Annotated in this window: 10 protein-coding genes and 1 pseudogene; 4 read left to right on the forward strand and 7 right to left on the reverse strand. The window is 64.5% G+C overall.

Translation table 11 applies throughout. The features are described 5' to 3' along the window. Window positions 1–242: 242 nt before the first annotated feature. Both ACTWP6_RS28920 and ACTWP6_RS28925 read right to left on the reverse strand, forming a co-directional pair. A complete protein-coding gene (locus ACTWP6_RS28920; protein WP_443189485.1) occupies window positions 243–419 on the reverse strand; it encodes a hypothetical protein in 177 nt (58 codons plus the stop codon). Window positions 420–458: 39 nt separating this feature from the next. After that, window positions 459–1,736, reverse strand: coding sequence for a YihY/virulence factor BrkB family protein (locus tag ACTWP6_RS28925; protein WP_396884483.1), 1,278 nt, complete (start codon window positions 1,734–1,736; stop codon window positions 459–461). Between the two features lie 239 nt (window positions 1,737–1,975). Between ACTWP6_RS28925 and ACTWP6_RS28930 the strand changes: the two genes are divergently transcribed. From ACTWP6_RS28930 to ACTWP6_RS28940, 3 genes are all read left to right on the forward strand, one after another. Next, window positions 1,976–2,131 (forward strand): hypothetical protein, encoded by a 156-nt coding sequence (locus ACTWP6_RS28930; RefSeq protein ID WP_260751898.1) that lies wholly within the window; start codon window positions 1,976–1,978, stop codon window positions 2,129–2,131. Between the two features lie 481 nt (window positions 2,132–2,612). Beyond that, the gene (locus tag ACTWP6_RS28935) at window positions 2,613–3,407 is read left to right on the forward strand and encodes a SigB/SigF/SigG family RNA polymerase sigma factor (protein WP_443189492.1); all 795 of its coding nucleotides are present in this window, start codon (window positions 2,613–2,615) and stop codon (window positions 3,405–3,407) included. Window positions 3,408–3,681: 274 nt separating this feature from the next. Beyond that, window positions 3,682–4,149, forward strand: a complete 468-nt coding sequence (locus tag ACTWP6_RS28940; RefSeq protein ID WP_443189486.1) for an STAS domain-containing protein — start codon at window positions 3,682–3,684, stop codon at window positions 4,147–4,149. A 60-nt stretch (window positions 4,150–4,209) separates the two neighbouring features. On the opposite strand, the gene ACTWP6_RS28945 is transcribed toward ACTWP6_RS28940, so the two are convergent. From ACTWP6_RS28945 to ACTWP6_RS28965, 5 genes are all read right to left on the reverse strand, one after another. Next, entirely contained in the window at window positions 4,210–5,904 is a 1,695-nt protein-coding gene (locus ACTWP6_RS28945) for an FAD-dependent oxidoreductase (RefSeq protein WP_443189487.1), read from the reverse strand. A gap of 688 nt (window positions 5,905–6,592) precedes the next feature. Further along, window positions 6,593–6,973 (reverse strand): DUF2267 domain-containing protein, encoded by a 381-nt coding sequence (locus ACTWP6_RS28950; protein ID WP_443189488.1) that lies wholly within the window; start codon window positions 6,971–6,973, stop codon window positions 6,593–6,595. Between the two features lie 191 nt (window positions 6,974–7,164). Beyond that, window positions 7,165–8,190, reverse strand: coding sequence for an AraC family transcriptional regulator (locus tag ACTWP6_RS28955; protein ID WP_443189489.1), 1,026 nt, complete (start codon window positions 8,188–8,190; stop codon window positions 7,165–7,167). Between the two features lie 156 nt (window positions 8,191–8,346). Then, on the reverse strand, window positions 8,347–8,733 hold the full coding sequence (locus ACTWP6_RS28960) for an Hsp20/alpha crystallin family protein (protein WP_443189490.1): 387 nt from the start codon (window positions 8,731–8,733) through the stop codon (window positions 8,347–8,349). A 202-nt stretch (window positions 8,734–8,935) separates the two neighbouring features. Further along, window positions 8,936–10,603 carry a PucR family transcriptional regulator gene (locus ACTWP6_RS28965; protein WP_443189491.1) on the reverse strand — a complete coding sequence of 556 codons (1,668 nt, stop codon included), beginning with the start codon at window positions 10,601–10,603 and terminating at the stop codon, window positions 8,936–8,938. 261 nt (window positions 10,604–10,864) lie between these two features. Between ACTWP6_RS28965 and ACTWP6_RS28970 the strand changes: the two are divergent. After that, window positions 10,865–11,054 (forward strand): annotated as a pseudogene (locus tag ACTWP6_RS28970) (IS256-like element IS6120 family transposase); the annotation flags it as partial.

Here is an 11,054-nt window from a genome sequence, read left to right on the forward strand (position 1 = left end):
GAAAGGCCCGACCGGAGCGCACAGGAACAGCTGGACAGACCAGCAGATACCCCCTGCCCGCGACCAGGACCAGCCCTCAACAGCCCAGCGAGGCACACCTACCCCAATTCATCAGTGGATCGAGGCTAAAGCAGCAGGTGGCAGGGCGTCGGATGTTAGGACAACCCATCGCGGACCGCCGTGTCACACAGGTTGCCGACACGTCGAGGTCGACGCGGTGCCGTTGCACCGGGAGGCGCGATCTATGCGGCTGTGGGTGTGGTCGCGGTGCGGTGCCGCCGCAATGCCAGGGCGGTCGCGCCGGCGGCCAGGCCGCTACCGACCAGCACCGGCCAGAACAGGAGTTGGACCAGCGCCACCCTGCGCTGCACCTTCGCTCCGCGACGGATGAAGGAACGACCACGACGCACCACGCTCATGCCCCGCTCCGTACCCGGCATTTTCATCGGACAAACGGCTCAGCCCTGTCGGCCTCGGGAGCGGCGCAGCTTTCGTCCACGCAGCCGATTCTGGCGCTCCTTCACCCGGTTCTTGTCGATCACCGTGGTGTCGCGCAACGGGAGCTTGAGTGTGTCCTCGGCCTTGATCCCGGCCTGAAGCTGACGCCCACGCTCCAGTTCGGCGTCGATCTCGGCGCCGAACAGTAGTGCCAAGTTGGTCAGCCACACCCACAGCAGGAAGACGATGACACCGGCCAGGGTGCCGAAAGTCTTGTTGTAGTTGCCGAAACTGGCGACGTAGAACCCGAAGCCGAGTGAGGCCACCACCCAGGTGAGGATCGCGATGGCGGCGCCGACGCTGATCCAGCGGAACCTGGGCTGGCGCACGTTCGGGCTGAGGTAGTACAGCATCGCCACTCCGACGATCACGAGTGCCAGTAACGCCGGCCATCGCGCGACATTCCAGATCGCCAACCCGGTTTGACCGATGCCGAGGTAACCGCCGACGGCCTCGGCGACCGGTCCGCTCACCGCCAGCAGCAGGACCACCGCCGCCGCGACGACGAGACCCACCAGCGTGAGCAGCAGCTGCTGGGCCCGCAGCTTCCACGCCGGCCGGCCCTCTTCGACCTCGTAGATCCTGTTCATCGCACGACCGAACGCCCCGACGAACCCGGACGCTGACCACAGCGCGCCGAGCACGCCCGCCACCAGCGCGATGCCCGCCGACGGGGAGTTGACCAGGTTCTCGATCGGCTCGCGCAACACGTCGACGGCTGCTCCGGGGCTGACGTCGTCGATGATCTGCAGGATCGAGTCCGCGGTGCGTTCTCCCTGACCCAGTACTCCCAGCAGTGACATCACCACCACCAGCGCCGGAAAGAGCGACAACACCGCGTAGTAGGTCAGCGCGGCGGCCAGGTCGGTGCATTGGTCTCGGCTGAACTGGCTGGCGGTCTGCCGGAGGACGAACATCAGCGAGGGGCGGGTCAGGTCGCTCGGCGAGTCGGGTTTCTTCGGATCATCGGCGGGCGGGTTGCCCTCCACGGCGAGGGCCGCGTCTGCCTCTTCGGTCCCGGCATGGTCGAAACCGGCCGCACGGCCCTCGGCCGGATCCGCAGCCGGCCCGTGAAAGGGCGGCTCGGGCTTTAGCTTGGCGCGTCCCGACCGGGTCAGTACGCCGGTTGCCACACCGGCGGCGAACGCCCCCGCCACAGCGAGCGGGCTGCGCTTCTTGACGTTCATCGGAAGCGGTGACTGCTGTTGGCGCTGAAGGCTTCCCACCTGGTGCGTCATGGGCGGTTGATGCCCGCCGTCATCCCCCGCCAAACGCGCGGCGCGGTGGGGACCGCAATGCTGCCGGCGCCGTCGACGGTCGGACCCGCGGCCGGACTCCTACCGCCGGTGATCCCGAGATAAGCGGGCGCCTGGCACCTGGATCAGGACGGCCTCACCGGCGGAAGTTTCAAAGTATGACATTTCGGTAACTCACTGCCCGCAGTTCTTGACCCCGCATGCCTCGGATCGGAGCACACATGATCATCCTCGGAATCATCCTTCTGCTGATCGGTTACTTCACCAGCCTCTCGATCCTGTACACCATCGGCGCAATCCTCGTCGTCGTCGGCGTTATCCTGTGGATCCTGGGCGCTGTGGGGCGGCCCGTCGGCGGACGCAAAGTCTGGTTCTAACCGCAGGGTCACGGTCCGCGCTCGCGCGGGCCGTGACCTGCGTTGGCCGGACCCATCAGGGGTGCACGGCAGCACAGAAGCCTGATAACCCCCGCCATGGGGTTGCGCTTGCCGATCGGACCCGTATTGTCGGTAACAGGTGATGAACGAGCGTCACCGTCATCGAAAACAGAAACCGCTTGATCAACCAGGCGTTTCGATAGACGGCGACCTACCTACCGCAGCAAGCGCATGTCGAGCACCCGGCGTGATCCGTTGGTCCGAATGCCAATCGCTAGTGAGCGGTCCACGACGTGACCTGATGCTCCTCCAATCAAAACCCTCGCTCGCCGAGGCAGATCACCCACCGGCCCGACGTCGAGTCGGCCGGCACCGAGCATCTCACCGTCACGTTCACGACCCGAAAGCGTGACCCGTGCAGACAATTGAACACCCCAAGACCATTGACACCATTGACACCGCGACCACCCAGACCGCGAGGATCGAACCCCGGCAACATTTCCCTACCCGCCGCCATAACAGCGGCGCCTACGACGACGTGGTCGACATGTTCCGCGAACTCGCGGCTCTTGACGCGCAATCGGCGGCCTTCCAGCGCCAGCGCGCAGCGATCATCGAACGCTGCCTGCCCCTGGCCGATCACATCGCGCGCCGCTTCCGCGGTCGCGGCGAAGCGCACGAGGATCTCGTCCAGGTGGCCCGTGTCGGCCTGCTCAACGCCGTCAACCGGTTCGACGTCGACGCCGCCAACGATTTCCTGGCCTTCGCCGTCCCCACGATGATGGGCGAGGTCCGCCGCCACTTCCGCGACCACGGCTGGTCCCTGAAAGTGCCCCGCCGCCTCAAAGAGCTCAACGTCCGTCTCAATGGCGCCAAATCGGAGCTCACCCATACGCTGAACCGCGCACCAACCCCAAGTGAGCTCGCCGAGTATCTCGGGATGGATCGTGAGGAGATCGTCGAGGGCCTGGTCGCCGCGAATGCATATTCCACCCGTTCCACCGAGCAGGAAACCGTGCTCAACGGCGACGGGGACGGATTGACGTTGATGGACACCATCGGCGCGCCCGATGACAACATCCAGCGCGTCATCGACGTTCAGACGGTACAGCCCCTGCTGGCGAAATTGCCTGAGCGCGACCGTATCGTCCTGCAGTTGCGCTTCTTCGAGAACCGCACGCAGAGCCAGATCGCCGAGCAGATCGGGGTGTCGCAGATGCATGTGTCGCGGCTGCTCGCCCGCGCGTTGGCCACGCTGCGTGAGCAGATCGGCTGACGGCTCCGGCTACGGATTCCGTCGCGCCGAACGCGCGGATTGACGACCGCGTCAGCAATCGCGCAGGCGAGGCGCACAAAACCAGCCGTACGAAACGAAACTCGCGATCGTGCCGAGTGGGCCACAGCCTACGAATTTCGTACTAGGCTGACTCCAGGTTGAGTGTCCAGCCGCGTACGCGCCTCATGGCGCAGCCTGACGGCGGTAGCTGGGCACGTGCAAGACGTCCCTTACCCCATGAAGGCTTCTCTGCAATGACGCATTGGAGATGAGGATGGTCGCCGTCGGTACTGAACCCACCAACCGCACCGTTGCGGGCGACACCGACCAGCAGCAGCGTTGCGGCAACGCGACATTCGCAGTACGTCCTTGCGCCCCGCACCGCGTTGCGGTCGCGGTGATCGGCGAGATCGACGCCGTCAACGGCCGTGCGCTCGCCCGCTACGTCGAGCGTCACACCCGCGTTTCGCGGCAGTTGGTGCTCGATCTGCGTGCGGTCGACTTCTTCGGTAGCCAGGGTTTCACCGCGCTGTTCTACATCAGCGTGCACTGCACGCGCAGTGACGTGGACTGGGCGATCGTCGCCAGCCCGGCGGTGCAACGGCTGCTGGCCATCTGCGATCCCGACGGAGAACTCCCGGTGATCGGCGAATTGAGCGTGGCCCAGTCCCGGTTGGACCGGCTCGCACACAGCAGACACCACGTTGTGCGCGGCGCGAGGTCGCGCCGGCTCAAACGGTGAGCAGCACCGTGACCGCGCGCCGCTCATCCCATCGCCCGGGGAGCTCTCATCGGGACACGGTCAGGCCCCGAAGTACTCGTGGATCTGCCGGATTGCCATGGCCCCTTCGCCGACGGCGGAGGCCACGCGCTTGACCGAGCCGCTGCGTACGTCACCCGCTGCGAATACCCCGGGTCGGCTGGTCTCCAGCATCATCGGTTGACGGTGCATTCGTCTCTGACCGCGGTCCGCCTCCGAGTAAGGTGCTGCCGGCCCAGTCGACACGTAGCCGTGGTCGTCGAGCTCGAGCGTGCCGGCAAGCCAGGAAGTGTTGGGGACAGCACCGATGAAGACGAATAGGGCGCGGGTCTGAATGCAGATTCGCTCGCCGGACCTGTTGTCCTCGGCCACCACCGAAGTGAGCACACCGTCACCGTGACCATGCACCTCCCGAATCTCGGTACACGTCCGCAGGGTCACCCGGGGGTGCTGCTGGATCTGATCCACGAGATATCGCGACATGTCGTTGTTCGGGTCGTCGCTGCGGATCAATACGTACACCCGAACAGCCCGGGCGGCGAGAAAGACCGCCGCCTGACCCGCGGAATTACCACCACCGACAATGACGACGGGCCCAGTGCCGCAGGTTAATGCCTCGTGAACAGTGGCGGCGTAGTAAACGCTGTTGCCCTCAAATGCTTCGATTCCCGGAACGGTGAGCCTGCGGTACCGCGCTCCGGTGGCGACCACGACGGCACGAGCGGCCACCGATCCTTGATCGGCGAGGTGGACCAGATGATGTCCGCCGTCGGATTCCAGGCGGACGGCTTCGGCCGATACCACGATCCGTGCGCCAAATTTTCCGGCCTGCAGACCAGCCCGCTCTGTCAGGTCCGCCCCCGAGATACCCGCCGGGAATCCGAGGTAGTTTTCGATCCCCGGTGAGCTCCCGGCCTGCCCACCGGTGGCGATCCGTTCCATTGCTGAGGTGATCAAACCATCCGAAGCGCCGTAAACGGCCGCGGCAAGACCGGCCGGACCACCCCCCACCACAACGACGTCGACTTCGGTGGGAACTGTATCGGGCACCGGTATCCCGACCCGGCGGGCCAGCTCGGTGTTGGTCGGGTTGCGCAGTACTTCACCGGCCCAGATCACTAACGGGGTCTGCTGGCAGGAAACGCCGAGCCGCCCCAGCAGGCGCTCGGCCTGCCTGTCACGTTCCAAGTCGATCCATCTGTGCGGGAGACGGTTTCGCGTTGCGAATTCCCGAAGCCGCGAGGTATGGGGATCGAAACAGGAACCGATGATCCGCAGTCCGGTTCCTTCTTGGATCAGCAGCGAGCGACGCAACAGGTACGCGCGCAGAATGAGGTCACGCAGGACCGGATCGTGGGCGACCAGGGCCCGCACTCGCTCGACCGGAACCACCACGACGTCACCGGTTTCCACCACTTCGGCGGAGTAGAAGGCGGGCTGGCCCTCGAGATCGCCCATTTCTCCGAGGAACCGCCCGGGGCCGTGCACTCGCATCACGTGCCGACCGCCCGCCTCGTCGGTAGTGATGACCGCGACCATGCCACGCAGGATGACGAAGAGGTAATCGGAGCGGTCGCCCTCTCGGATCAGCGTCTCGCCGGCGTCGACGGCACGCCGACCGCCGCCTGTCGCGAGGGCGGCGATCTGATCGTGGTCCAGTCGCGGGTATGCGCCGTATAGGTCGGGGGTTTCGACCGGTGTAGCCGACGCCTGCTGGTCGATGGTGGTTTCAGACATAGTTCTCGTGGACGTGGCACCAACGCCGCGTCGGTCGCGGCCGTGTCGACTGCACGATCGGATGTCCGACGGATGTCATCATCGTGCCTCCTTTTTCGCACTCCCGACCGACATTGCGTGGTCTAGCAATTTCGAAGCACCGCAACGGGACCGGCGCCTGATTGCCTCCTCCGTCAGGCCGCCAGGAACAGACCCAAGTAACCCGTAGCGAGTAGGCCGTGCTCCGCATACACGCCGATCAATTCCATCGCCAGCCAGGTCGCTGCGCGGGAAGGCCCGGTCGACATGTCCGCGCGGACCCTCGTGTGACGATCGCGAACTCCTGTGAGTCGGCCGCACTCTTCGCCCCCGACCTATCCCGTTCGTGCAACCAACAACCGGCTCACCGGTGGCACTCCTCGTGAGCCCGCATATCAAACCGGGTCATACTTCCTCACTGTCGCAGCGCGGCCCTTCGAGTCTCCGCGCTCGCGGCCTCCCCCGGGCGTCCATTCCCCCCGTCCATTGGCGTCCGCTTCGAGCACACTCTGCCAGCCGGACCGGATCCTTACATCGACCCGCGAGAGCCAAACTAGGTCAGCTACACAAGCCTTCGGGGACGGACATGCGCACGTCGGCGCAGCCGCCAACTCGCTTTTCGACGTCGTTGAATTCGTCAAACCGTTCAGCAGGCCGCGGACGTCGTCACTTACATTGACTGTTGCGTACCCAGCCGATGGAAATCCGCGGGCAGCTGGCTGAGCACATCGTCGAATTCTCCGGGTGTGATCGCCTCGCGCAGGGTGGCGAACACCGCGTCGACAGCCAGTTCGGCAGTGTCCATATAGGTATCAGCCGCGTCGGCGGTCCGTCTCACGAATTCCTCGAAGCCGAATGCCTCGGCGTTCTCCCGGGTGCTGGTCAAAGCTGATTTAAGGGGGGCGGGCAATTGCGCTGCAAGATCTTGCGCCTCACCGCCGCTGATCCGCTGCGCCAGTGTCGCCAGAGTGGCGCTGGTCAATGTCGCCGCTTGCCCCTCTGAGAGTTCAGCGTTCGCTGCCACTCGTGCGATGAATTCCTCGTATCTCATCTCGGTTCCTTTCGGGTGTGGGCCGTTGCCATCGTGATCGATTCACCGCCGCAACGCCTCGGTCCAAGGAGCCGAAGACACCGCCCAATGCCGGCCCGCCAGGTGAACATCCCCGCTGCGGATGCGCGTCGCCGCGTAGCCACACGCGGAGATCGAGTCGCACAACGCTTCTCGCGATGGGGGCGTACAAATCAAGAAGACGGGACGGGGCGGGGCGGCTGGGCGCTGGACCGAAGCGTCTGCGAGGGGCTTTCCCCGAAGAGCTGACGATACTGAATGGCGAACCGGCCCAGATGCAGGAATCCCCATCGGCCTGCGACCATCGTCACCGTGACCGAGGGCGGAGAGTGAGCGATCAGTTCTGCACGCACATGGTGCAGTCGAAGCCGCCGCAGATACACCATCGGCGAGGGGTGGCCGGACCTCTCGAACGATCGCTGAAGTGGTCGCGCGCTGACCCCCGTCGCTCGTGCCAGTTCGGCCGTACTCCAGGGCTTCTGTGGATGAGCATGCATCAGGTCGATCGCCCGCTTCGCCACCGCTGCACTGGCTGGCCCCTCACGTCCACTCAGCGCTTCAGTGTCGTTGTGAGGCTGTATCTGCAATAGCCCCTGAATCAGCAGAAGTTGCAGGTTTCCCACGGCGAGCTGATGGTTCAGAAGGCCCCCCGGCTGCCAGGCTTGCCGCGCCAAGAGCCGCAACAAGTAGTACCAATCGCATTCGGCGGCGGTATTCAGATTGAGCCGCCGATCGAACGTAATCCGTTTGCGCACTGGCTTGTTGAGCATTGCTTCGAGCTGCCATCGCATCTGTGATTCGGAAATCTTGACGCAGATTTGGTGACAGTCGGCGGACCAGTCCAGCAGGCACGGCGCACCCGGTGAGAACAGGGCGGCGGCCCCGGTCGTCGTGTGGACAGACTCGCCGTCACGCCAGCGATTCACCGCCGAGCCTGATAGCGGTACATCGATGTAGTAGGCGGTGACCTCATCAGCGCGGATCTCGATATCTACGCCGAACCCAACCTGGCCGACGGTCACCATGGGAAGCTGCAGCGCTTTCATCTGCATTTTCACCGCGGTGGTACCGGTCGGAGCCAGCTCGGCGGCCACATAGAAACGACCCACCACGTCGGTCGCCTCGTCGACGTCAGTTGTCCGAACCTCAGCTGCCTGATTGACGGGCGCCTGGCAGAATCTGTTGCTCCCAGCGTGCATTGCGCGATCGGCGGCTGCCGCTCACCTGACGACGATGCTATCGCCGGCCTGCCCCACCGGTGTGTCGATCTGGGCTTGGCTAGGACAGTCGTCTACCGACGCATGTCGGATTGCGGAACTGTCGTCCCCGCCTCCACGAGCAACCTCTACAAGCATTCAGTGTGTTCGGTCGTCCGACTCATTCACAGTGATCTTGTTCGTCGTCGTGCTTTGTTCCTTCGGCACGTAGACCCTGAGCAGCCCATATGCCAACGACGCTTCGATCTCGCCGATTCGCAGATCGCCGGGCAGCGTGACTCGGAACTCGAACTCACCGATCCGCCGGGTGCGCCGACGGAACAGGCCCTCACGCTTGCGTTCCTTCACCTCGCCGGTAACCACGAGCTCGTTGCCGTTCATCGAGACATCGAGGTCTTCGCGGCGCACCCCTGGGAGCTCGATCTCGACGATGTAAGCGCTGTCGGTCTCGATGATGTCGGCGGCTGGCGACCAGGCGCCCTCGCCCTCCCGTCCACCGAACATCGACTGCGCCAGCCGGTCCATCTCGGTGTAGAGATTCTCGAGCTCGCGGATCGGACGCCATCTCTGTGCTTGGCCAGCCGATCGCTGCATCGACAAAGTCATGTTGGTTCCCTCTCTGTCGCTCGCCGTTGTGGTGCAAGGATCTCGCAGCAGTGCGGTCGAACGCCTCGCGCCGTCGAGACGATTTCCGCTCTGTGGCTTCGTGCGCTGGGGTCGGATCCAATCAGTCCGCCGGTTGATCCTCACGGCGTTGCGGAGTGAGGAAGCGCCACACGCGCGTCGCAGCCTGCAAGTTGAAGCGGGAGTCGACATCGCGCAGGTCGAAGCCCGTGAGATCCGCGATCCGGCCGAGCCGGTACCGCAACGTGCTGCGGTGAACGTGCAGAGCGGCCGCGGATTCATCGTAATTTCCGCCGCATTCGAGGTACTGGATCAAGGTGTGTACCAGGTCGGAGCCCTTTTCGGCGTCGTAGTCGATCAGCGCCCCCAACCATTCGCGCACGTACTCGTCAGCGACGCGGGCAGAATGTGCCGCATCCACCAGGTGATAGAAGCCGAGGTCGTCGTAGTCCGACGCACCGTGGGGATTGGCCGAGTTCAACCGGATGCTCGCCGCGCGGCGAGCCCTGAGGTACGACTGTGGAATATCTCTGGGCGCCTCGCAGAGTGATCCGATACCGATTGCACTCGCCAGGTGGCCGAGTTGTCGGCTGACCTCTTTGTGTAGGGCGGTGCCATCAGGATGGCGGTCGACGAGAACGACAATGAAACCCTCCTGTTGACCAACCAAGAAGTCGAGATGCAGGTTGGCCGCGGCATGGCTCACGGCGCGGATATCGGTCTTGCCGGCGCCGTGCCCGGAGTGGATGACCACGACGTAGTGCGGACGGCGTAGGTCGAAGCCCATCGCCTCAGCGCGCGCGTAGACCCCGTTCGCGTCGGTACCTGCGAGCAGGTCGTCAACCAGTTCCCGCCGCAGATTCACCTGCATTTCAGCGAGGCTCCGCTGATGCGAAAGCTCCAGTCCCAGCAGTCTGCTGCCATATCGGAGGGCGAACAGCTGGTCCTCGTCGACTGCGTCGCCAGCGTCGACGAGCGCCACGACACCGAGAATTTCGGCGCGCGACTGTATCAGGACGCATACGCGGTTCCCCGTGCGCACAGGCCCGGGCTGTACGGACAACAAGCGCAGAAGCTGGTCCCGCTGACTGGGCCGGGGTTTCAGGTAGCGCAGTGGTCGCCCAGGTCCAGACCACGCGAGGAGGTTGCCGAATTTGTCTTCGACGCTGACCGAGTAACCCGTCAATCGATGAAGCGATTCGACGACTCCGTCTGCGCCTGTACCCGCCGCGAGGGCCGCCTCCAGCAACTCATGTGTGAGCGTGCGGGCCTTAAACCGGCGCACCGCGCCTTCCAGCTCCTCGTTGGCCTTCGCGAGTTCGCGAACCCGGCGTAAGTCACGCGAGTGCAGTTCAGCGCATGCCAAGGCAGCACCTGCCCGTTGCGCGAGTACGTTCAACAGCAACACGTGATTTGTCGTGGGCGGTGCGGCGGTAGCCCCCAGCACGAGGCATCCGTGGACAACATCCCGGTGAGTCAATGGAAACGCCTGGAGCCAGTCGCGATGTGGGAGCTCGATTCGCCCTTTCCAGCTCGACTGCAGGAGTGCCTCTGTCAGTTCCGGGCGCTCGGACTGTGTAGGCGGGCACAGCGTCATCAAGTCGTCGACAGCGCGATAGCTTGCCTCGACCCGGCATGGGCACAAGGTCTCGGCGACGCGCCCCGCCGTCATCAGAATTTCCCTCGGATCCAGCGAAGAGAAGTCAAGCCGCGCCAGCGCGGCCAAGCCTGCTGCTTCGGAATCGTCCACTAACGTCGAATGATCATCCATGTCGATACGGGCGACCGGTCATCCCTATGTCTCTCGAGCAAGCGCCCTGGAACGACGACCGGCCGGAGCCGTCCACCTCCCTTCGTGCCGGGACAGCTGACTGTACTCCACCACCCTGGTCAGCGGGAGCAATGATCAATACCTGTGGATGAGGCTCGGCGACGTGGCCTGAAAGTGGGCGCACCTTCCCGAGGATGATCATCACGGAATCAGGTATTCGATCAAGACCGGCGTTGGCGCGCTGGTTGGGAAGGTACGCCCATGCTCACCGTAGTTCACGATGCCGAGGAGGCCAACGCCAGCGAGGCCGGCCGGTCGTTGTTGGACGAGATCGTCCGCGACGGCGCCCGGCAGATGCTGGCCGCTGCCCTGCAGGCCGAGGTCGCCGCGTACGTCGCCGCGTTCGCTGATCAGCGTGACGAGAGCGGTCATCGGTTGGTGGTCCGCAATG

The sequence above is a fragment of the Mycobacterium sp. 4D054 genome (genome assembly GCF_052245755.1).
GTDB lineage: Bacteria > Actinomycetota > Actinomycetes > Mycobacteriales > Mycobacteriaceae > Mycobacterium.

Excerpts from the sequence above, each read along its gene's own strand:
- ACTWP6_RS28965 (WP_443189491.1), bottom strand. The coding sequence starts at position 10,603 with ATGGATGATCATTCGACGTTAGTGGACGATTCCGAAGCAGCAGGCTTG.
- ACTWP6_RS28945 (WP_443189487.1), bottom strand. The coding sequence starts at position 5,904 with ATGTCTGAAACCACCATCGACCAGCAGGCGTCGGCTACACCGGTCGAA.
- ACTWP6_RS28920 (WP_443189485.1), bottom strand. The coding sequence starts at position 419 with ATGAGCGTGGTGCGTCGTGGTCGTTCCTTCATCCGTCGCGGAGCGAAG.
- ACTWP6_RS28940 (WP_443189486.1), top strand. The coding sequence starts at position 3,682 with ATGGTCGCCGTCGGTACTGAACCCACCAACCGCACCGTTGCGGGCGAC.
- ACTWP6_RS28925 (WP_396884483.1), bottom strand. The coding sequence starts at position 1,736 with ATGACGCACCAGGTGGGAAGCCTTCAGCGCCAACAGCAGTCACCGCTT.
- ACTWP6_RS28960 (WP_443189490.1), bottom strand. The coding sequence starts at position 8,733 with ATGGACCGGCTGGCGCAGTCGATGTTCGGTGGACGGGAGGGCGAGGGC.
- ACTWP6_RS28955 (WP_443189489.1), bottom strand. The coding sequence starts at position 8,190 with ATGCACGCTGGGAGCAACAGATTCTGCCAGGCGCCCGTCAATCAGGCA.
- ACTWP6_RS28950 (WP_443189488.1), bottom strand. The coding sequence starts at position 6,973 with ATGAGATACGAGGAATTCATCGCACGAGTGGCAGCGAACGCTGAACTC.
- ACTWP6_RS28930 (WP_260751898.1), top strand. The coding sequence starts at position 1,976 with ATGATCATCCTCGGAATCATCCTTCTGCTGATCGGTTACTTCACCAGC.